Source organism: Rickettsiales endosymbiont of Stachyamoeba lipophora, from assembly GCF_003932735.1.
Classification (GTDB): Bacteria; Pseudomonadota; Alphaproteobacteria; order Rickettsiales; family 33-17; genus RICK01.
In genome coordinates, this window is sequence record NZ_CP033611.1 from 1,233,683 (window position 1) to 1,256,554 (window position 22,872).

At 33.1% G+C, this 22,872-nt stretch carries 21 protein-coding genes; 13 read left to right on the forward strand and 8 right to left on the reverse strand.

From position 1 onward, the window contains the following. Positions 1-27 precede the first annotated feature (27 nt). From EF513_RS05680 to EF513_RS05695, 4 genes are all read left to right on the forward strand, one after another. Positions 28-798 carry a substrate-binding periplasmic protein gene (locus EF513_RS05680; protein WP_125216439.1) on the forward strand — a complete coding sequence of 257 codons (771 nt, stop codon included), beginning with the start codon at positions 28-30 and terminating at the stop codon, positions 796-798. Positions 799-805: 7 nt separating this feature from the next. Beyond that, a complete protein-coding gene (dprA, locus tag EF513_RS05685) occupies positions 806-1,960 on the forward strand; it encodes a DNA-processing protein DprA (RefSeq protein ID WP_125216440.1) in 1,155 nt (384 codons plus the stop codon). A 2-nt stretch (positions 1,961-1,962) separates the two neighbouring features. Next, entirely contained in the window at positions 1,963-4,485 is a 2,523-nt protein-coding gene (gene topA / locus EF513_RS05690; RefSeq protein WP_125216441.1) for a type I DNA topoisomerase, read from the forward strand. Positions 4,486-4,604: 119 nt separating this feature from the next. Then, on the forward strand, positions 4,605-5,072 hold the full coding sequence (locus EF513_RS05695) for a phasin family protein (protein WP_125216442.1): 468 nt from the start codon (positions 4,605-4,607) through the stop codon (positions 5,070-5,072). A 108-nt stretch (positions 5,073-5,180) separates the two neighbouring features. Here the strand turns inward: EF513_RS05695 and EF513_RS05700 are convergent, their stop codons facing one another. Next, complete coding sequence (locus tag EF513_RS05700; protein WP_125216443.1) at positions 5,181-6,119, reverse strand: hypothetical protein; 939 nt, start codon at positions 6,117-6,119, stop codon at positions 5,181-5,183. A 334-nt stretch (positions 6,120-6,453) separates the two neighbouring features. Between EF513_RS05700 and EF513_RS05705 the strand changes: the two genes are divergently transcribed. Beyond that, on the forward strand, positions 6,454-7,236 hold the full coding sequence (locus EF513_RS05705) for a hypothetical protein (RefSeq protein ID WP_125216444.1): 783 nt from the start codon (positions 6,454-6,456) through the stop codon (positions 7,234-7,236). Positions 7,237-7,794: 558 nt separating this feature from the next. On the opposite strand, the gene EF513_RS05710 is transcribed toward EF513_RS05705, so the two are convergent. The 6 genes from EF513_RS05710 to EF513_RS05735 form a co-directional block, all read right to left on the reverse strand. Then, a complete protein-coding gene (locus EF513_RS05710; protein WP_125216445.1) occupies positions 7,795-8,337 on the reverse strand; it encodes a hypothetical protein in 543 nt (180 codons plus the stop codon). 238 nt (positions 8,338-8,575) lie between these two features. Continuing rightward, positions 8,576-9,136: a hypothetical protein gene (locus tag EF513_RS05715; RefSeq protein ID WP_125216446.1), complete on the reverse strand. Its 561-nt coding sequence runs from the start codon at positions 9,134-9,136 to the stop codon at positions 8,576-8,578. Between the two features lie 117 nt (positions 9,137-9,253). After that, positions 9,254-9,805 (reverse strand): CDP-diacylglycerol--glycerol-3-phosphate 3-phosphatidyltransferase, encoded by a 552-nt coding sequence (gene pgsA / locus EF513_RS05720; RefSeq protein WP_125216859.1) that lies wholly within the window; start codon positions 9,803-9,805, stop codon positions 9,254-9,256. A 65-nt stretch (positions 9,806-9,870) separates the two neighbouring features. Beyond that, a complete protein-coding gene (gene uvrC / locus EF513_RS05725) occupies positions 9,871-11,889 on the reverse strand; it encodes an excinuclease ABC subunit UvrC (RefSeq protein WP_125216447.1) in 2,019 nt (672 codons plus the stop codon). Then, positions 11,876-13,141 (reverse strand): MFS transporter, encoded by a 1,266-nt coding sequence (locus EF513_RS05730; RefSeq protein WP_125216448.1) that lies wholly within the window; start codon positions 13,139-13,141, stop codon positions 11,876-11,878. Before EF513_RS05730 ends, uvrC begins: the two co-directional genes overlap by 14 nt. 84 nt (positions 13,142-13,225) lie before the next feature. Further along, entirely contained in the window at positions 13,226-13,525 is a 300-nt protein-coding gene (locus EF513_RS05735; protein WP_125216449.1) for an accessory factor UbiK family protein, read from the reverse strand. Between the two features lie 68 nt (positions 13,526-13,593). On the opposite strand from EF513_RS05735, the gene lgt reads away from it, so the two are divergent. Continuing rightward, positions 13,594-14,367, forward strand: coding sequence for a prolipoprotein diacylglyceryl transferase (lgt, locus tag EF513_RS05740; protein ID WP_125216860.1), 774 nt, complete (start codon positions 13,594-13,596; stop codon positions 14,365-14,367). Beyond that, the gene (locus tag EF513_RS05745) at positions 14,360-15,448 is read left to right on the forward strand and encodes a class I SAM-dependent methyltransferase (RefSeq protein ID WP_125216450.1); all 1,089 of its coding nucleotides are present in this window, start codon (positions 14,360-14,362) and stop codon (positions 15,446-15,448) included. The genes lgt and EF513_RS05745 overlap by 8 nt, the downstream gene beginning before the upstream one ends. Here the strand turns inward: EF513_RS05745 and EF513_RS05750 are convergent. Beyond that, positions 15,428-16,396 (reverse strand): zinc-binding dehydrogenase, encoded by a 969-nt coding sequence (locus tag EF513_RS05750; RefSeq protein ID WP_125216451.1) that lies wholly within the window; start codon positions 16,394-16,396, stop codon positions 15,428-15,430. The genes EF513_RS05745 and EF513_RS05750 overlap by 21 nt on opposite strands. Before the next feature lie 209 nt (positions 16,397-16,605). On the opposite strand from EF513_RS05750, the gene ccmE reads away from it, so the two are divergent. The 6 genes from ccmE (at position 16,606) to parE (ending at position 22,872) form a co-directional block, all read left to right on the forward strand. After that, on the forward strand, positions 16,606-17,070 hold the full coding sequence (gene ccmE / locus EF513_RS05755; protein ID WP_125216452.1) for a cytochrome c maturation protein CcmE: 465 nt from the start codon (positions 16,606-16,608) through the stop codon (positions 17,068-17,070). Then, on the forward strand, positions 17,067-18,938 hold the full coding sequence (locus EF513_RS05760; protein ID WP_125216453.1) for a heme lyase CcmF/NrfE family subunit: 1,872 nt from the start codon (positions 17,067-17,069) through the stop codon (positions 18,936-18,938). Before ccmE ends, EF513_RS05760 begins: the two co-directional genes overlap by 4 nt. 78 nt (positions 18,939-19,016) lie before the next feature. Continuing rightward, a complete protein-coding gene (locus EF513_RS05765; protein WP_125216454.1) occupies positions 19,017-19,766 on the forward strand; it encodes a M15 family metallopeptidase in 750 nt (249 codons plus the stop codon). 233 nt (positions 19,767-19,999) lie between these two features. Continuing rightward, complete coding sequence (locus tag EF513_RS05770; RefSeq protein ID WP_125216455.1) at positions 20,000-20,539, forward strand: TlpA family protein disulfide reductase; 540 nt, start codon at positions 20,000-20,002, stop codon at positions 20,537-20,539. After that, positions 20,526-20,864: a cytochrome c-type biogenesis protein gene (locus EF513_RS05775; protein WP_164503844.1), complete on the forward strand. Its 339-nt coding sequence runs from the start codon at positions 20,526-20,528 to the stop codon at positions 20,862-20,864. Before EF513_RS05770 ends, EF513_RS05775 begins: the two co-directional genes overlap by 14 nt. A gap of 34 nt (positions 20,865-20,898) precedes the next feature. Continuing rightward, the gene (gene parE, locus EF513_RS05780) at positions 20,899-22,872 is read left to right on the forward strand and encodes a DNA topoisomerase IV subunit B (protein WP_125216457.1); all 1,974 of its coding nucleotides are present in this window, start codon (positions 20,899-20,901) and stop codon (positions 22,870-22,872) included.

Below are 22,872 nucleotides of genomic sequence, written 5' to 3' on the forward strand. Positions count from 1 at the left end.
TTAACAAGATGTATGTGAGGAGGGAAGATGAAGCTGATTTTTATATTGTTTATAGTAGCTTGGAGTAATATTGTTTATGCAACTGATGCAGTAAGTTCATCAAAAGTTATTAGTGTTACTGCTGATCTTTGGTGCCCTTATAATTGTGATCCTGCTTCTAATGCTCCTGGTATTGTAATAGAAATTTTAAAAGACATCTTTGAGCCACGCGGGTATAATATTAAATATTCATTGAATGAATGGACAAAAGCTATAAAACTGACCCGGGAAGGAGATTATACAGCTTTGCCGGCAACTTATAAAAGTGATGCGCCAGATCTATTATTTCCTAAAGATCCTATTGTGACTTCTACTGCAAATTTTTATGCTTTAAAAGATAATGCCTGGCATTTTAATGGAGTTGATTCATTAAAGCGTATCAAGAATAAAATTTTGTTAATAGAAGGTTATAGTTATGGTGAATTTATAGATGATATTATTGCTAAGAACCCTGATGGGTTTCAACGTACTAAGGGTGTTGTTGCTCTTACAGATAATATTAATGCAGTGCTTGGTGGCAATAATGATGTGTTAATTGCAGATCATAATGTATTAAAATATAATTTGTTTTTAATGAACCAAGTGGGCAGAATAGAAGCAGTAAGCAAGCTTAAGCCTGAAGGGATCTATATAGCATTTTCTAATAAAATTAATAATGCTGAAGTTCTTCTTAAAATATTTGAAGATGGATTCAAAAAATTAAAAGAAGAGGGTAAGCTCAATGATATGTTATTTAAGTATGGAATTATTGTAGAATGAAATTAAAATGCAAGTAGAAATATACAAGACTAGTAGTAATTTAAACCAATTAAATTCAGAAGAGCTAATTAATTTATTGCGTATCTATCGTACCAGTAATATAGGGGCTAGAACTTTTTATAATTTATTAAAAATTAATAGTAATCTAGCAGAATTAGTTGAATTACTGCCAGAACTGATAAGACGTAATAAAGGTGAAATTAAAATTGCTTCTCGGCAAGATGTTTTAGTTGAAATAGATAAAACTCTGCAATATGGTGCTAGCTTTGTAACCTATCAAGATGCAAATTTTCCTAGAATTCTTAGGCAAATTGATGATTGCCCGCCTGTTTTAACCATTAAGGGAAATCCTGAATTGTTTAATCAAGATTCAATTGCAATAGTTGGTTCAAGAAATTGTTCTCATAATGCGGCATTAATTGCACAAAAATGGGCAAAGAAGCTTGGTGAGGAAACGGTTATTGTTTCGGGTTTAGCCAGAGGAGTGGATAGGTTTGCGCATTTAGGATCAATGGAAAGTGGAACTATTGCGGTAATTGCAGGGGGAATTGATGTAATATATCCTCAAGAGAATAAAGATATATATAATAAAATTGCAAAAAATGGACTTGTTATAGCTGAAATGCCTTTTGGGATGCAGCCAATAGCCAAGCATTTTCCTAAAAGGAACCGTATTATTTCTGGTTTGTCACTTGGTGTGTTAGTGGTTGAAGCAAGCTTACAATCTGGTTCGCTAATTACTGCTCGCTTTGCCGCCGAACAAAATAGAGAGTGTTTTGCTATACCCGGTTCGCCTTTTGATCTAAGAGCAAAGGGTACCAACAAACTTATCAAAGAAGGTGCTTATTTGGTTGAATCTGCTGAAGAAATATTAGAAATTTTATCACAAAGTTTGCACAGGTGTGTGGCCAATGAAGATAGTGCTGTCTTTGTTAATAGTATGCCGGGACTCACAGTTTTGCCTGATGAACAAGAAACATTAAAAGTTAAACAACAATTGTTAAATTTGTTAAACTATACACCCGTAAATATTGAATCATTAATATTAATGCATAATTTTGATTGGCAATTATTAAATATTGCATTAATTGAACTAGAGATAGCCGGTGAAATTGAAAGAATTGCCAATAACTGCATTATAAAAAAATATAAAATTGATTAATTATGTCCAAATTACTGATTGTTGAATCTCCTGCTAAAGCTAAAACTATTAATAAATATTTAGGTAATGAGTTTGAAGTTTTAGCCTCATATGGTCATATAAGGGATTTACCTTCAAAATCAGGTTCGGTTATTCCACAGGATAACTTTAAAATGATTTATGAAGCAAATCCAACTTCTTCTAACCATATAAAAAAAATTGCTGATTGCGCTAAAAAGGTGGATGAAATTTATCTGGCAACTGACCCTGACCGTGAAGGTGAAGCTATTTCATGGCATATTATCGAAATTTTAAAACAAAAGAAAATTATTACCAACCAAATTATTAAAAGAGTAGTTTTTAACGAGATTACTAAAAATGCGGTAAAAAAGGCTATAGAAAATCCGCGTGATATAGATATGAACTTGGTAAATGCCCAGCAGGCAAGACGAGCTCTAGATTATTTGGTAGGTTTTACCCTTTCTCCATTATTATGGCGCAAACTGCCAGGAAGCAAATCTGCGGGAAGAGTTCAATCAGTTGCGTTGAGGCTTATTTGTGAACGTGAGCAAGAGATTGAAAGATTTGTATCAGAAGAATACTGGGATATCAAATGCGCATTTGAAGCGCAAAATAAGAATTTTAAAGCTAATCTAGTTGCTATTAATAATAAAAAATTGGAAAAATTTAGCTTTAGAAAGTTTGAGGATGTAGAAGCTATAGTAGAAGAATTAAAGGCTTCTAATTTTGTGGTAAGTTCAGTGGAAAGAAAAGAAGCTTTTCGTAATCCGCAAGCTCCTTTTACTACTTCTACTCTTCAACAGGAAGCTTCAAGAAAATTAGGATTTTCTGCTAAGCTTACCATGCAACTTGCCCAAAGATTATATGAAGGGGTGAATGTTAATGGGGAAAATATAGGGCTTATTACTTATATGCGTACCGATGGGGTACAAGTGTCAGAAGAAGCTGTAGAGCAGACTAGGAGGCATATTGGTAGTAATTTTGGTGCAGAATATTTGCCAAAGAGTGCTAAGGTTTACCAAACTAAAGCTAAAAATGCTCAAGAGGCGCACGAGGCTATAAGACCTACTAATGTTAGTTATTCTCCTGATAGTATTGCCAAGTCGTTGGATGAGCTGCAATATAAATTATATAAGCTTATTTGGCAGCGTATGGTTGCAAGTCAAATGAATCCTATGGTGCTAAATGTATTAACGGTAAATATTGAAGATCAGTCGCGTAAATATCAATTAAGATCTTCTGGTTCAACTGTTAAATTTGATGGTTTTTATAGGGTATATCAAGAAGGAAAGGAAGAAGAGGATGATACGCAGGATGAAATTAAATTACCTAATTTGAATGCTAATGATCTACTTAAGCTCCATGAAGTAATTCCTGCTCAGCATTTTACCGAACCTGCTCCTAGATATAGTGAAGCAAGTTTAGTTAAAAAGCTAGAAGAGTTAGGAATAGGAAGACCTTCAACTTACGCTTCAATTATCTCTGTTCTGCAAGAAAGAAATTATGTAATTTTTGAGAAAAAAAAGTTTATTCCTGAAGAGCGCGGAATGTTAGTAAATGCATTCTTAACTAAGTTTTTTGAAAAATATGTTGAATATAATTTTACAGCAGAACTTGAAAATGGTTTGGATGAAGTTTCAGCAGGTAAGCAAGACTGGAAAAATTTATTAAACCAATTTTGGGTGGATTTTGAAAACCAAGTATCCGAAATTGGCAAGAAAAAGATGGAAGAGGTGCTTAAGGGTATAGAAGAGCTGATAGGTGATCATATATTTAAACCTAGTGAAGCTAATCCTAATCCTACTAAATGTCCTGAATGTGATGATGGTACTTTAGGACTTAAGCTTGGTAAATTCGGAGCTTTTGTAGCTTGTAGTAATTATCCGGAATGTAAGCATACTGCTAAAATTGAAAAAGAAAATGGTGAAGAAATTTCTGCAAATGAAGACAGTATTGAAGGCGAGATTAAGTTACCTAAAGTATTAGGCATGAGTAAGGATGGGTTTGAACTGTCTTTAAGAAAGGGGCCGTATGGATATTATGTTCAAAAGGGCAATGAAGAAAAAAATGATAAAAAAGAAATAAAAAGGGTGGCTTTACCTAAAAACATCACGCCAAGTAACCTATCGTATGACCAAGCTCTTATGCTTAGTGAATTGCCTAAGGAAATAGCAATATTCCCTGATACCAATAAACCAATCATGATTGGAATAGGTAGATTTGGACCTTACCTTGCGCATGATAGTAAATTTATTTCGATTTCTCGAGAAGATAATTTTATATTAATGGATAAAAACCGTGCTATTTCACTGGTTGCTGATCATCTTGAAAAAAGCCATAATGCGCCAAAAAAGCAAAAAATTCTTAAAGAATTTGAGGATATACAGATTATTCAGGGTGCTTTTGGAGTAAAATTCCTAGTGCAAGGAGATGTCAAAATTAAGCTTGATAAAAAGATTGATGTTGAACAGGCAACTAAAGAAGAATTACAATCTATAATTGCAAAAAAGAAAAAATCTAGTTGAAATATAAAGAAATAAATATATCTTTAAATTTAAATTTTTTACTATTGCAACTGCTGGTAAAAAATGTTAACTTTTAAGTATCAATAAGTAATTTAACTTGTAATAGACGTGGGGTCAAAATGTCAGCTAATCCTTATATGGACATGTTTAATAATATGATGAATGTAATGCCAATGATGAATAATTTCATGAATATGTGCAAAATGCCAAACATGGATACAAATAATAATATGATGAACATGAAAAAAGTGATGGATTCATGCTATCAAACTAATCAAACTATTGCTTCATGCATGCAAGCGATCATGAGAACTCAATCTGAAATCATGCAAAATAACATGAGCCAAGCTTTTGATATGGCTAAAGATTGTACCAATATTAATGGTGAAAATTTAGTGCAAAAACAAGCAAAATCATGTCAGAACATGTTTGATAATGCAGTTTCATCAACTAAAGAAATGGCTCAAACCATGAATAAAGCTTGTATGGAAATGTTTGAAGTTATGACCAAAAATGCAGCAGAATGCATGAATGACAATATGGGTCAATTTGGTATTAACGCCAATAATAAAAAGAAATCTGCATAAGATTTTAATATTGTAAATAAAAAAAGAGCCTTAATTGAAGGCTCTTTTTTTATTGGCCAATCACACTACTTTAAATTTAAGATTGTACCCAAGTAATAGTTTTAATTGTTATAAGCTTATTTGGTCAGTAGAACTGCTAAGGTTAATTCTAGGACTTTTAGGTTCTGTTATTATTTGTATAATTTGTTGTAGTAATAGTTTCTCTATATGATTATTTATTAACTCATTGAAGGCTGGTTTATCTTTTGAGATGAACAGCTCGTGGAGTGGTGATGATGGTAAAGGCTCCGGGTTGATTGCAGAAGTTATAGTTTTGATAATATTATTAGTCGCTATCTTTAACTGAGGGCTTTTATGTACATATATCCAATACAAGGTGAGTTCTGCTTTTGTATAAGCATCATGAGCGGTGTAAAGATGCTTCTTAATATATAACCGCATTTCATGTTCTATGGAGCTCAAAAATTTTTGCAGATACTTGGGGGCTTTTTGCTCAGTGAGCTGTAATAATTTTTGCAGATAATCGGGGGCTTTTTGCTCAGTGGGCTGTAATAATTTTGGTTCTATATGATCTCTTTGAGTTCTAAGATACATTTTAAGATTAGCTAATAGAATATCTTGAGTTAAGAATTGTTTATAAGCATCTATAAAGGGTAAATTTTGTTCCAAAATAGGGTTTAAATAAAGATTAAAAATATTAACAGGTATATAGAAAACAGTATGAGGTGCTAAGTGAGTAGAGGGCACGCCATCGGCTATATCTATACAGTTTTCAGTGTTATTAAAGCTACCAAGTATAAGTTTTTTCTCTGCTAGTGAATGATACTGGTCAAAGCTATTACTCCATAGTTTTCTACTAGTGAATTCTCCGTATTCTTTGTATCTAAAAACGGCAAATTGAATAATCGGGCCACCTCCTGTTGTTTCAGCCACCTCTTTTATTTCCCAGTTATTGGGGATAAAATATTCTTTTAATGCTGTTATTTCTTCATCTGAAAATGAAACGGTAGTAGTTTGATTATCTAATGTAAAGTTGATTGATACCATAGCGGGTTACTCTTCGTTTTAATTGGTTTTAATTTATTTGTGAGTGAATAAGATATTAGAAACTTTATTGATATTATGGGCAATAATTTAGTTAGATTAAGTTGCAGAATTTTTTACTTATAAAGGATAAATAAGCTAAAAACTTATAGAATAAGATCAATAGTTACATGATCCGAATAATTTTTATAGAGAGAGTCTTTAGATTTAGTGTGCTTGCTGAGATATAAACCCTATTTTCTTCTGGTTATAAAAGTAACTTGTTATTAATAATAATTATCTTGTAAGCTTGGTTCCTCATTTCATAGGAGAAAAAAATTCTTTAGAAATCTTCAACATGTTATTTGATAATATACCTAGAATTCCTGATCTAATCTTTAGAACTTCTACATATGACCTTCAGGATAAAACGAGCATCCAATTCTATAGCGGAGAAACTATTGCGACCTTGCTTTTGAGGACAAATCAGGTCGGTCTCTTGCAAGCCTGTTATAATAAATTTCCTGGGCTGATAGCAAATGTTGCAGATACTGTAGAACATGCCGCAAATAAAAATGTACCACAAGAGACGAAAGCTTGGGTTTTAGATCCTACAAACCAAGCTTTATACAAAAAAGCATTTGAAAAAGCTAATTTACCGCAACGCAGTACTCTGCAATCCTCTACTCAAACAACACCTATTCAAGCACCACAACAACCATCAGCTGGCATACCAGCTAAAGATGGCTACCGGGCTGCTAGTAACCATAACAAACCATCTCAGTTTAGCATTAATAATGTACAAACTGAGCAAAAGTCTGCTCAGGAATCAATGGGCTTAGTAACAAAGATTTTTTTAATAATAACTCTTCCTTTATGGGTGATTCCTAAAATCATATATAATGTTATAGTGAAGCAACCTGCCTTAGCTGGGTTAAAAGAGCTTTTTACTTCCTCAAATTTATTACCTGGGATTCAAGGTTCAAGCAAAAAACAGGAAACTGTGCCTGGTACAAAAAATCCAACTTATACCGCTCCTTTAGAAGCGATTAACCAACTTAAAAACAAGCAAGGACAACCGAGAGCTAACCAAGCTGGTGCCCATATAAACTACAGTCCAAGAGGAATGGATGGGCCTTAAAGCTTAGCTGGTTATTATATTTAAGCATCCTTGGTTTTGATTAACCTTGGATGCTTTTTATTGCATGGCTTAGGTTAAAGGAAGAGAGCTGACCAAGCATGAGAGATAGCGCCAGTTTAAATGATTAAAAAGAATCAAAATATAATGTATGTTAAGTTTAAGCTTCTTTTGGAATTTTCCGAGGGGGTTAGGGGTGGTAGAGTAAGACGGTAGAAATCTGGGCTGGCGGCCTTGTCTTTATGAGCTATTGAGCTTTATTCAGTATCAACTCTTGTCATCTGATAAATGCAATGCCCATAATTTATTATATATAAGTTTAAATTAGGTTCATGATAAGATTGCAATTATAGCAAATAATAAATAGCTAGCGCTACAGCGAGTTATTTCAGAAAATGCTTATCCATTAGAAAAAGTTTTTATGATTTGCTCTTCCCTTGCCAAGTGGTAGAATAAAAATGGCCTTCTTTTAGATAGTTGCGTTAAAGCTCACATATCGCTAACTAGTAACATTAAGTAGAGCTGCTAGTCGTTGCTACTTACCTAATATTCATGCTAAAATTATCTTTTATGTATATCCTGTTCATTGCTATTTTTTTGTGTAAACAGCGTTGCTACTTGCGAAGATGGTGTATTTATAAGCTTACAAGCTTGGCTGGATTGAGTTTGAGCTTGGGATAATTTTAATTTAAGCTGAGCTAGGGATTCTTCAATGCTTAAATGGGCATTAGTAATAGGCTTAATCATGCTATCATATATACTTTTTTTAAGTTTTAGATATATAATTATTGCTGTATGTTCTTGCAATTCATCATGCGTGGTTTCAGTTTGAATTACTCCAATAAGTCCAAGTTCTCTCAGTAATGAGTGATAATTTTTTGCCACTTCTTTAGCTTTGGTTTTTAATATATATAAGTCTTCTTCAGCCTTTAAATTAGTAATATTCTGATAATATAGATTTAAGAAGCAATAGTTAGATGTTTCGAACCAGCAGGATTTTTTGAGATTTGGATTAAAGGCTTTATCAAAATATTTTTCTAATAAAGCTTGTGAGCGAATCAATTGTTGTTCATCTGTTAAGATGGGAGCGGATATTTTTGGCATATATAACTCTTCTAATTGTTTATAAATATTAAGAATATTTACATTAAGTAGGATGAGTAAATTTATTAGTATATTGATAAAAATTTAAAGTTAATATAATGAACTTAATGTGGTTATATGATCACATAAATTTTTTTGGTAATTAGCTAAAAAGAGTTTTAGTACAAATTTTTTTCTATTACATCTTTGTGCTTATATGAAATTTATTCTGAGAGCTATATTGTTTCTAAGGACACGGCTATATTTTATGCATAATACTCTTAGTATTATTATTTTGAGTGTTAGAAACTGCGCTGGATTGAGAAGATGAAGGTATTCCTACTTGAGTTGTCCAAGATGCTCTTGATTGGGTTTGAGCTTGGGATAATTTTAGCTGAAGTTGAGCTAATGCTTCTTCAGCACTAAATTTTGTGCCTATAATTGGTGCTAGTAGTGAATCATATTTTTCTCGTTCAAGCGAAATAAAAATTTGATAATCTATATTATGAGTTAATTCATCTACTGGTAAGGGTTGAATTAATACTTTACCAGGTAGGGACAATTTTTGCAGCCATGAGGCACAGGCGGTAGCGAGGTTATTAATTTTTTCTTGTTTTTTGTTTAATGATGTTTGAGGAGCTTTTGTATCATACAGAAAAGTTTGTAAATATAAATAGCAAGCATTTTCGTTTATATTCCAATAAGATGGTTTGCCCAAATATGCTGGTGGCATGAGGTAGAGTTTTAAAAGCAAAGATTCTAATTCATTAAGTGGAATAGAGCTTGCTGCAGCGCTATAAAGGCTAGAAATTGTACTCATACTTCAACCATTTGAATATAATAAAGAATTTAAGATATTTAACTAACAATATTTGTAAAGAAGTTTGTTAAAAAATAAAATTTATAGAATACAGGCATGGTTATATGTAATAAAAATTTAATCTTTTAGGTGCTGAATGCCAGCTTTTACGTAAGCATAACCGGTGATAACAGTCAGCACCGCAGCAAGCCAGCTCATAAGCGCGCCTATTATTGGAAAAAATTCTGTGCCTGAGCCTTCTTTTCCTAACAATAGAATAAATAGTGCTGCCATTTGGGTGGCAGTTTTGATTTTAGCTAAGTTGGTGACCGGTACGCTAATTCTAAGCTCTGCCAAGAATTCTCTAAGTCCTGATACTAATATTTCTCTGCCAATTATTGCGAGTCCTGGAACTACACCCATTTTATCTTTATCAATTAATATTACAATAATGGAGCCTACCAACAATTTATCGGCGATGGGATCAAGAATTTGCCCGAGTTTTGATTGTAATGATAAAGCACGAGCTAAATAACCATCGAAAAAATCAGTAATACAGCATCCAAGAAAGATAAAAGCGGTGGCTTGATACCACAGTGCATCACTCCCTGCTGCATAAAAGCATAAAATCAAAATAGGTATAGCAACTATGCGTGATATAGTTAGGATATTTGGTAAGTCTCTCAGCATTTTATGGTTAATTATTGGATTCACTAATAAGATAACATCATACCATAATTTAGCAATTTATAAATTTACTCGCTAGGTGTTTTCTTACTTTCTAGCAGGTTTTTAATATTATGAATTATTTCGGTGCTTGTTTGGATATTTAGTTTTAATACTTTGCTAACTGCCTCTGTATCTGCCTCTAATACTCCCTCAATACTGCCAAACTCTTTAAATAAAGCTTGTTTACGTTTAGGGCCAATTCCATCAATTTGATCAAGCATAGAAATTTTAATTTTACTGGAGCGTAAATTACGATGCGAAGTAATAGCAAAACGATGTGCTTCATCTCTAATGATTTGTAAATATTTCATTACTGAGTCGTTACGATCTAAGCTAAAGGGAGCAAGGTGAGGGGTAAAAAATGTTTCCCGTCCACTATTGCGATCCTCTCCTTTTGCAATACAAGCATAAGGTATTCTTATCCCGAGTTCGTGAAAAACTTTTTCAACTATAGTTTGTTGGCCTTTGCCCCCATCAATTAGCCAAAAATCTGGCCAGGTGCCTGCTTCATATTCGGGATGGTTTTTAATCAGCCGGGTTAGGCGCCTATTTAGTACTTCATAAAGCATGGCGTAATCATCACCGCCTTTATCCATTACGGTTTTAATATTAAATTTTTTATATTCATTTTTATTAAAACCATCTTGACCAACAACTATCATCGCGCCTACGGCATTAGTACCGCTAATATGGCTATTATCAAATACTTCAATGCGGAAAATCTGGCCTGTGTAATCCTTTCTAGGTGGTAAGTTTGTTGTTGGAGGGTGAATATGCTCATTATCAAATACATTTAAGTATTCTCTGGTGCTTATCTTCGTTTCTTCTAAAGATTCCTCTTTTAATTTTGAGTGATACAAGTGGTTTGTTTCTTGATCTAACTTGAATATTTCGGCCACTTGAGCAAATAATTTAGCAAATTTGGCAGTTTCTTTAAGTTTTTGTGCTAAACTATTATGAGCATTATTTAAAGCTAGCTCGACTATTTGCTTTTTCTCCCCGCGTTTTGGGACTGAAATTTTAACTTTATATCCTGCTATTTGCCCTAACAAATTCTCTAGCTCGCCTGCTTCTTCTGCTTCTTGGTTCAGCCAAATTTCAGTAGGAGCTATGCGATCTTGGTAAAATAAGCCTATAAAGGCATTTAATATTTCACTGTTTTCTGTATCTTCGGTATGTGCTGGGAAATAGCTGCGATTGCCATAATTTTGTCCACCACGAAAGAAGAATATTTGAATACATACTAAGCCTTCATCGCGATATAATGCGATCACATCTACATCACTGCTGCCAGATAAATTAACATGATGCCGGGCTATTACTTTTTCTAATGCTTTAATTCGATCGCGATACCACGCGGCTTGCTCATATTTGGTTTCAATGCTGGCTATGTGCATCTTATGTTTCAAATCATCTAGTAGATTTTTACTTTTGCCCTGTAAAAAACTATTAGCAGATGCAACTAAATCAGCATATTCTGATGAGCTGATATTATTTACACAAGGAGCTGAACAACGCTTGATTTGATATTCCAGGCAAGGTCTTTTACGTGAAGCTAGAAAGCTATCTGAGCAAGGTCTTAGTAAAAAGATTTTTTGAATTTCATTAATAGAGTTGTTAACATCTCGTGCTGATGCAAATGGACCATAATAAAATCCATCATTCTGTTTTTTGCCTCGATATTTAGTAATTTGTGGAAATTCATGATCAGTTCTAATATGAATATAAGGGAAGCTTTTATCATCACGTAATAAAATATTATAACGCGGTTTTAAGGTTTTAATAAGACTAGCCTCAAGCAGCAAGGCTTCAGCTTCTGATTTAGTAATAATAACTTGAATATCAACTATCTGCTCAATCATCCGAATAATGCGGTTGTTTAAACGAGCTGGGGTGGCGTAATTACTAACTCTGGCTTTTAAATTCTTGGCCTTTCCTACATATAATACTTTATTTTCGTCGCTTATCATCCGATAAACACCAGGAGTGCTAGGAAGGTTTTTAATAAATTCTTTTACAAAATCAAAGGATTTAAGTTTGCTCATTTCTGTCAATATTGCTTAGCCTTGTATATGCTAGCATAATTAAAATACTACCAATAATCATTAAAATTGGAATGGCAGATAAAGAATATTTTAATTCATCTTTGGTGTAAATTCTTAAATTGTTTGCAATGGATCCTTGGTTTACTAAATCAATGACAAAACCAATAATTAAGTGAATGAAGAATCCTGATGACATTACAATCGAATTAGTAATTGCGGCTGTTATTGCTGCGAACTCATTAGTAACAAGCTTGCTATTAATAGTAAAAATTACTACCTGAGAACCGCATCCAAGGCCGGTAACAAAGCAGCAAGCGATAATTTGAGCATAGCTTAAATGATCAATAGAAAGTAAAATGGATAAAGAAATGGTCATAATAAAACCACAAAAAAGCACAGTGATAATATCACAATTAAGCTTTTCTGAAATAAAAACCATTAATGGACCTCCAATGCATAACCCTAAATAAACCATCGATACTGCAAAAGAGGCATCTGACTTGCTAAGATGAAATATTGTAGTTAAGTATTTTACTCCCCAGGCATCTGCAAATCCTTCAGTAGGTCCCATCATTAATCCGCCGCAAATTGCAACAAATACTACGGTTTTATACTTTTTAAAATAAAGACCTAGATCTTTAAAAGTAATACTAGGTAAATTATCTTCAAATTTCTCTTGTTTATCGGTTAACATCAATAGAGGTACGATTGACAATAATAGGCCAAAAGCTGCAAAAGTATAATAAATATATTGCCAAGAATACTGAGTGATTAATAAGGCAATTGGCTTGCCCCCATACATTGCTCCTAAAAATCCGGCAGTAAAGGTTAAAGAAATAAGAAAGCTATATTGCTTAGGCGGAAAATAAAGACTAGCCATTTTAGCGCTACCTAAAAAGCCAATAACCGAACCAATACCCATTAAAATACGTGCAATTAACGCAATATAAAAATTATCGGTACTTGCAAAAACAATTGCCCCTATACTATACAGGGCCATTACGGCTGAAAGTACAAATCTGGGATTATACTTATCCAGTAAAATACCAATAGGAATTTGCATAAGCGAATAAGAAGCGTAGAATAAAGATGAGAATAAGGCAAATTGCAGCGCATTAATGTGGAACTGGCTAGTTAATTCATCCACTAACAGCCCTGGAGTATTACGAATCATAAACTGATAGGCAAAAAATATGGTGGGAACCAACCATATTATCAGGGTTCTGATATGATTAAATCTAGCTTTGTGCATTATTTGATATGAAAATTTTAATTATAAAAATAGTAAATTAATTAATAGCCATAATTGCTAAATAATCAACTACTTCTATTAAATTTATTTTTTAGATGATTTGGGTGATTTCTTTTTGATGCTTTCTTCGCTCGTGGCAGAAGTATGTTCACCTTCTTGAAGTTTGATAATTTGTTGTTCTAAGTTGGCAATCTTTTCTAATGCCAGCTTTATCATTTCTTGTGTGGCCATTAAATCATCTTTTTTTACTAAATCCATTTTTAGCAAGAAGCTTTCCACCATGTTTTTAAGCATTTCTTCAAAGTGCTTAGCTGAACCTACAAAGGTGTTGAAGGCGCTAGCACCTAATCTTTGAAATTCTTCAAAAAATTTATTGTTTGACATTTATCTAATTTGAAAATTAATACTTATCTTATATTTTAATATAACTAACCATAGTAGCCATGACAACAATTTTTTTTCATAATATCAACCCAGTTTTATTTGCCTTTGGTCCCTTAGAAATAAAATATTACGGTTTAGCTTATGCGCTAGGAATGCTAATTGGGATTGAACTAATTAAGCGAGTGTATAACCATAATTTTAAAATTACACCTAAAGAATTGGATACTCTGCTTGTTTATATCATTTTTGGAGTGATTATAGGCGGAAGGATGGGTTATATTTGCTTTTATCAGCCTGAGAAATTTCTATCTTTAGAATTATTTTATATATGGAAAGGAGGTATGTCATTCCATGGTGGCCTGGGGGGGGTAATTGCAGCTATTTATCTGTTTGCCAAAAAATTTAAATATAATTTTTTAAATATTACGGATCATTTAAGTATGGTAACACCAATAGGCTTATTTTTAGGTAGAATAGCTAATTTTATTAACGGCGAACTTTTTGGCAGAGTAACCGATAGAAGTTGGGGTGTGGTATTTCAATACGGGGGTAATATACCGCGCCATCCTAGCCAACTGTATGAAGCATTTTTTGAAGGGGTAGTGCTTTTTGCAGTGCTTAACCTGCTATATTTTAAAACTAATATCAGTCAATATGCTGGCAGGCTTTCAGGAGTATTTCTGCTGGGTTATGGTGTGTTTAGATTGCTGGTAGAAAATTTTAGAGAGCCTGATTTTCAGTTGGGTTTGTTGTTTGGGAGCCTTACTATGGGGCAAATCCTTTCGATCCCAATGATTTTGTTTGGCATTATCTTGATTAAGCGGGCTACTAAATTTGTTTAAATTATTAGATTTCATCAAGCAGAAAATTATTCAACAAGGTTTTATTACTATTGATGAATATATGTCGTTATGCCTTTATGATCCCATATATGGTTATTATTCAACAAAGCAGCCGTTTGGGAAGAGTGGAGACTTTATTACCGCGCCAACTACTTCACAAGTGTTTGGTGAATTAATAGGTCTATTCTTGTTAAATACTCTAGCTTGTAATCAAATAACTAATAATATTAATTATATTGAACTAGGTCCCGGAAACGGCACTTTGCTAAGCGATATTTTACGAAGCTGGGGGCGGTTTAGCAATCTTGCTAATGTTACTAATTTTTGGCTGGTAGAAAATAGTCTAAGCCTAAGACTTACCCAGGCAGAAAATTTAAAGCCATATAGCTTACCTACACTGCAATGGTTTGATAATATCAGTGATTTTAAGGTTCAAAATCAATATGTAATGCTAGTTGCCAATGAATTTTTTGATGCGCTGCCGGTTAAGGCTTTTATTAAGATTAATGGTAACTGGCACGAGCAAATTTTAATGCTTGAAAATGATCAAATAAAAATAACTCACTTACCTATTATCTCTGGTAACTCTGAGTATTTTAACCAAAATTACTGTACTGCTCCAAATGGTGCAATTATTGAATTGAACCATAACGCAGGGGAAATAGCCAAACATATTGATGGGCTGGTTATAGAGAATAAAGGTATTGCGATTATTATTGATTATGGTTTTGTTGAAAGAAAGGGAAAGTTTGTTTCAACCTTGCAATCTCTTAAAAAGCATAAATTCGTAGATAATTTTCAGTATCCTGGTGAAGCAGATATTACCACTCATGTGGATTTTGTAGAGCTTAGCAAAAATATTATCAATGCCAAATATCATATCACTACCCAGGAAGCTTTTTTAAAAACTTTAGGTGTACAAGCAAGGTTTGAAGAGCTTAAGAAGAAAAATCCCCACTTAAAAGAAATGCTCACCAGGCAATATGAAAGGTTGGTTTCAAAAAGCCAAATGGGTGAGTTATTTAAAGTGCTAATTATTTATCATCCAGAACTTGAGATTTTAAATTCTTACAAATTGTGAACCTAAAGTTTCAAAATTTTCCATTAACTGATGTACTTCTGGAACTTGGTTGAATTCATATCGGATTGCTCCGGGCTTAATCACTTTTTTATCAAGCATAGTAAAAACTTCATTAGCACTAAGAATTAATTCCAAGCGGGGAGCTTTATAAACCTCCAACCGTGGACGAGTAAGAAATAAGCATTTTTCATCAGCTAAGGTTAAATTTAGCTTAAGTGGCCTGCCTAATATATCTCCGCAAGAGGCGAGTAATCCAAAGTAATTCAAACATTTCATGGATTTATTTAAATATTCTCCGCCAAGTAGGTCATATACAATATCAACGCCAATATTATCAGTAAGTTTAAGGCATTCTTGTACAAAATCTTGAGTGGAGTTATTTATAATATGCTTGCAGCCTAAAGATTTTACAAATGCTGCTTGGGTATCATTTAACACCGTAGCTATTACATTAAGCTGATAAAATTTCGCTACTTGTATGAGAATATGGCCTAAACCCCCGGCAGCACCATGTACTAATATATATTGACCTGGCCTGGTTTTAATAGTTCTTCTCAGCAAGTAGTGTGCGGTAATAGCCTTGGAAAAACAGGATGCTAACATTTCTATATCACCTGTTTCAACAGTAATACACTGATCTTGATGTACCACATTATATTCGGCATATCCTCCGCCTGGTGCAGTGCAGTAGACTACTAGGCCGCCAGGTTCAAAACCTTGCCCTTTAACTTGGGAACCCACCTTTTGTATTTCACCAATGGCTTCATAACCTAATATAGCGGGTAATTTAGTTTTATGAATTCCTTTTCTTTTTAAAATATCACAATGATTAATTGTGAATAATAAATTTTTAACTAAAATGCCATTTTCCCCCATTGGTGGAAGCTTGGTTTCAACTAATTTGAGCTCGGTGGCAGCACCTGGCGTAGAAATTTGATATGCTTTCATAATTTAAATAAATTATTTGATATAAGTAATATGTTTTTATATGTTATCAATAGTTTAGCTATTTCTCAACTTAAAAGTAAATTTATTAATCATGCAAAGCTATTTTCATTATATATTATCTGCATATTTGGTGTTTTTCATTCCTTTAAGCTTATATACAGGCCTGGTATGGTACAGGTTAAAAAAGATTAAAGCTGTTATTCAATAAAATGAGCAGAAAAAAACTTAAGCCTAAATATAATAGAATTATTTTTATTTCTATTAGTATTTTATCATCTATTGTTGGTTTGTATTTAATATTTAGTCAATTTAATAACAATATTGTGTTCTTTTTTTCACCTGCGCAAATTTCACTACAAGAAGTGGCTGGAAAAACTATTCGCGTTGGCGGTTTGGTGCGAGAAGGTACGGTAAATAAAAATATAAATAATACTACCCTCCATAGATTTGTGATTACTGATAACAAACAAGATTTGCTAATAGAGTATAATGGCATGCTACCAAATTTATTTAGGGAGAATCAAGGTGTTGTGGCTAAAGGAAAATTAACCGGTAATAAATTTGTGGCAAGTGAGCTGCTAGCTAAACATGATGAAAAATATATGCCTAAAGAAGTTGCTGATAGTTTAAAAGAGCAGGGGTTGTATCGTAATACAGGTGAGAAAGCACCATGATTGCAATATTTGGGCAATGTTTACTCTATCTGATATTGCTTAATAATTCAGCAATTATAATGGCAAGCTTTAAGCAAAAATTTGAGCTGCATCAAAAGCTTGTGTCGAGCTTACTTTTTTTGTCAGTCATAACTGTTATTAACTTGATATATGCGTTTATTGTTTCAGATTTTTCAGTACTTTTAGTTTATTTACATTCTCATACCTTAAAGCCATTGTTGTATAAAATAGGAGGTGCTTGGGGAAATCACGAGGGTTCACTGCTGTTAATGACTTTGGTGATCAATATTTATTTATGGGTGTTTAATAAATATACTTTGGTTGATGCAGCTTGTAAGCAAAAAGTAAGTAGCGTTAATGCTATTATCAATCTTTTTATAGTTAGCTATATCATTTTTCTTAATAATCCTTTTGAGTTAAATTTACATCAAGCTAGCAATGGGCTTGGTTTGAATCCGCTACTACAGGATGTTGGGCTGATGATTCACCCACCTATTCTGTATTGTGGCTATATGGGATTTGTACTGAGTTTTTGTGTTAGTATTTATGCGCTACGGAATAATAATCATAGCCCGACAGTATTTAGGTTATTAAGAAATTTTGTCCTTGTAGCCTGGAGTTTTTTAACTTTAGGAATTATTTTGGGAAGTTGGTGGGCTTACCGCGAACTAGGCTGGGGAGGATTTTGGTTTTGGGATCCGGTAGAAAATGTTTCGCTAATGCCTTGGTTTATTGCAACAGCTCTGCTTCATACGGTTATTTTAGCGATTAATAAAAATATTCTGCAATATTGGGTCCATTTTCTTTCCATGTTGGCGTTTATTGCCTCAATTCTAGGTTCGTTTTTAGTTAGATCTGGAGTGGTAACTTCCGTACATAGTTTTGCAGCAGATCCTACTAAGGGAGTGGGTATTTTATGTTTTTTAATTATAATAGTTATTTTTTCACTTTATGTATTATTTAAAGCTCAGTTAAAGAGAGATATCCAGCAGCCGCACATAGAATTTAACTTTAAACTGCTTTCTAGAGAAATGAGCATACTGATTAATAATTTATTGATGGTGATTGCTTTTATTATCATTGTTTTTGCTACCCTTTATCCAATAGGGCTTAATCTTGTAACTGGACAAAGTATTACTGTCGGTAATAGCTATTTTAATAATACTCTTGGTTCAATTTTTATTGTTGTGATGCTGGCTTGTGGTCTTAGTCATTCTTTAAGTTGGAGGGTGAGTAAGATGAAAGCAATTATTAGTAAAAATATGTTATCCATAATGATTGCAAGCTTAGTGGCTTTTTTAATTATTCATTTGTATGGTCAGGTATCTTTTGCAGTAGTAATGGGAATTTTTTCAAGTAGCTATTTAGTCTGCTCATCGTTGTACTTTCTTATTTTAAATAAAACCAAGTTGCCGTTCTTGCTGGCTCATTTAGGTTTTGGAGTATTGTTATTAGGAGCGATTATTTCGGTTAATTATGAAACTGCTTATGAAGATTATATTAAAATTGGTGATGAAATTAAAATTCATAATAAAACATTTATATTAGAGCAGATTAAACATGAAGCGGGGCCAAATTATTTTTGTAGGGTTGCAAAATTTAAAGTAAGTATAGATGATTATAAGATTATTTATATTTATCCTGAGTCACGGCTTTATCCAGTTGAGGGATCAATAACTAGCGATAGTGATGTATATCATAGTTTAAAAGAAGATATTTATATATCAATTAGCGAACTAAAAGATGAACAATATTTACATGTTAGAATTTATAATAAGCCGTTGATTAGCCTACTATGGTTGGGTGGGTTAATTATATTAATTGGAGCAATTAAGTTAATTTTCATTAAATTTAACGTTGTTATTTAGACTTTATTTACGATAACGTAATATAAACGATGTTAACCATGGCTGGTTGATATTAACCGTTAATATAAGGAGATTACTATGTTTGTTCAATTTGGAGCTTTAGCGATTGGTCTATTAGTAATTGCGGTACTTGCTGATAACCCCATGCATGAAGGCTTTGTATATTTAAATGAAGTTGATCCTACTATTATCCAGTCTGTTAAATATTGTAAGGAGGAGAATTTTGTTGGAAGGCCGATTAAAGGTTATGAAGCTTGTGAAATTATTATTACTAAAAAAACTGCTGAAAGGTTGAAATATGTTCAATCTAAAGTTAATCAATTGGGATATGGTTTGGTAGTTTATGATGGTTATAGGCCGATAAGAGCGGTTAATGATTTTATTGATTGGTCTCAAGACTTAGTTAACCAGCAAAATAAGAATTTATATTACCCTCGTATTGATAAATCAAAAGCAGTTGAATTTGGGTATTTATCCTCTAAGTCTTCACATATTCGTGGTAGTTCCGTAGATGTAACTTTAATTAAAATTGGGGGTAATATTAAACCAATTGTAATAGAAGCGCGTTATCTTAATGATGGGTATAAAATTCCTTATTTAGATGATGGCACAGTGGATATGGGTACTTCATTTAACTTTTTTGATGTAGCATCATATCAATTTAGTCCATTAATTGAAAGCTACCAACAAAATAACCGTGACTTGCTTAAATATGAAATGGAAGAAGCGGGCTTTAGAGGTTATAATAAAAAATGGTGGCACTTTACTTTAGAAGATGAACCTCATAAAGAAAGATATTTCGACTTTATAATTAAACCAAAAAGGTAACTACTACTAATAGTTATAATTGAAGGTTTTAGAAGGGCTGGCTTGTGTAGCTGTCCCTCTTTTTGTTGCTCTGTTTAATAAATTATTCTATTGCCAATTAATTGTTAATATCATTTAAACTCTATATTATTATATTTTTAAAAATAAGCTTATCTCATTGATAGATTTATTTTTTTTATAGTAATAAATTAAGAAGCAGATATAATTACAAGAAATTTTAAATTTATACTTAAATGAAAAAAGCAAGGTTAAAAGTTTTACTTAGCTTCCTAATGTTCGCTGTGGCAATAATTATTATTAATAATACTTACCAACCAGAGTTTAAAGGTGAGATTAATCGTAAACAAATTGGTTTGCAACTCGAGCAAGATTATCAATTTACTGAGCTAAATCAACAACATAGCTTTGCATTAAAAGAGATAAATTCTAAATTTTATATTATTAATTTTATTGCTTCCTGGTGTAATCTATGCAACAAGCAGGCAAAAGTTTTATTAAAATTAAAAGAGCAGTATAATATACCAATTTACGCAATGCCTTGGCATGATAGCGAGTATAATATTAACTTATATCTTGAGTTTAATAACAGTAAAAAAGATTATGATAAAGTTTTAATTGATAAAACCGGATGGTTTTCTAAAGAGCTTGAAATTTTTGCGTTGCCTACCACGTTATTAGTAGATGAAAATCATCAAATTCGTTTTTTTGTAACCGGAGTAATCAATGAGTATGTTATTAAAAAGTATATTCTGCCTATTATTGATAATAAATAACCTTTATGCTGATTATGAACAAGATAAGCAAAGAGAATATTATCTTTACCAGCAGTTTAAGTGCTTAACTTGTGCAGGGCAAACTATTGAAGGTTCTAATACAGAATTTGCGATCAAGCTTAAGCAGCAGATTGTAAATTTAATGGAGCAAGGCAATACTAATGAAGAAATAATCCAAATAATAATCGATGAGTATGGAGAGCAAGTTTTAGCTAACCCTGATCTTGAGCAGCAAAAATTATTAATGATAATACCTATTCTGATTGGTGTTTTAGGGGCCGGGTTACTAATTTTGCTTTACATAAGAAAGCGTACTCAGGTATAACCTATAGTCTATAGTCCTTAGAAAATATCGTGGCATGAGCAATTTATTCGAACAAAAATCTAAAACTAAACCTTCTATTGATTATGATGCTTCGCAAATTGAAGTGTTAGAAGGGTTAGAGCCAGTAAGAAAACGTCCAGGAATGTATATTGGGGGTACGGACGAAAATGCCCTCCATCATTTACCCGTTGAGATTATTGATAACTCCACTGATGAAGCTGTTGCGGGCTTTGCTACTAAAATTCATTTTATGCTTTCTGCTGATAATAAAATTACTATCGCTGATAACGGAAGAGGAATTCCTTTTGATCCACATCCTAAGTTTCCAGGAAAAACTGCGTTAGAGGTAATTTTAACTACTCTTCACTCTGGTGGTAAGTTTAGTAATAAGGCTTATCAAACTGCCGGTGGTTTGCATGGTGTGGGAATTTCAGTAGTTAATGCCTTATCTGATTTTTTTGAAGTGGAAGTGGTAAGGCATGGCCAAAGAATTGTACAGCGTTATGAGAAGGGCCATAAGGTTTTTGAAGAAACTACTGAGTTTGGTAAACCTCGAGTTAGTGGTACTTCTATAACTTTTCATCCTGATCCTGAAATTTTTGGTAATGAATTTTATTTTAGGCCTAAAAAATTATATGCTTTAGCTAAGTCAAAAGCTTATTTGTTCAGAGGATTGGAGATAAAATGGCAATGCGATCCTGCTATTGCTCTCGAAGTGCCAGCTCAAGAAAATATTAAATTTCCTGAAGGTATCGTTGATTATTTAAAAGATTATTTGGGTGATGCATCTTTAGTAGGTGGTAATTATTTTTCGGGTTTAGAGAAATTTTATGATTCACAAAATCGTCCTGCCAAAATTGAATGGGCGCTAGCTTGGATTGCTGAAAATGAAGAAGCTCATATTAAAAGCTATTGTAATACGATCAATACTCTTCAAGGTGGGGTGCATGAGCAAGGTTTTAGGCAAGGCTTACTTAAAAGTTTAAAATCTTTTGCTGACCTTACTAATAACAAAAAAGCTAGCCAGATAACCAATGATGATTTAGCCAGTGGAATAGCGCTCGTGTTATCTATTTTTATTAGTGAGCCGCAATTTTTAGGGCAGACTAAGGAAAAGCTGTTAAATCATGATATATCACGAGCTATTGAAGCTGCTGTAAAAAATCATTATGATCACTATTTTGGTATTAATAAGCAGCAGGGTACTTTGGTGCTTGAGTATTTAATTCAGGTGGCTGAGGATCGAATTAATCGTAAAAAAGCTAGAGATGTATCTAGGAAAACCCTTACTCAAAAATTAAGGCTTCCTGGTAAGTTAGCCGATTGTGCGCGTAGTTCAGCACAAGGCACCGAAATTTTTATTGTAGAAGGTGACTCAGCAGGCGGGTCTGCTAAGCAAGCCAGAAGGCGAGAAACTCAGGCGGTATTACCACTGCGCGGTAAAATTCTGAATGTTGCAAGTAATAGTAGAGATAAGATGCTTGCCAACCAAGAACTTAATGATCTGATGACTGCCTTGGGTTGTGGCATAGGAAAAAACTTTGATTTTGAGCAGTTAAGATACGAAAAAGTTATTATCATGACTGATGCTGATGTGGATGGTGCTCATATTGCTAGTTTATTAATGACCTTTTTCTTTTTGCAAATGCCTGAGATGGTAAGACGGGGGAGTTTGTATTTAGCTAAGCCGCCGCTTTACCGTGTAGTTCATGGTAATAAGACCTATTATGCTCAAGATGATAAAGAGCTTGAAAAGCTTAAAAAAAAGCTAAGAGGGAATATTGAAGTAGGGCGTTTTAAGGGGCTAGGAGAAATGACAGCTCCACAGCTAAAAGAAACTACTATGGATCCTACTACTCGGATACTCCAGAAAGTTACTTTGCTGAATGAAGAAGAAGCAAAGAACTCTATTGAAACATTAATGGGTAAAAAGCCTGAGCTAAGGTTTAGGTTTATTCAAGAACAAACTGCTAATCTTAACAACCTTAAAGAAGAATTGGATATATAA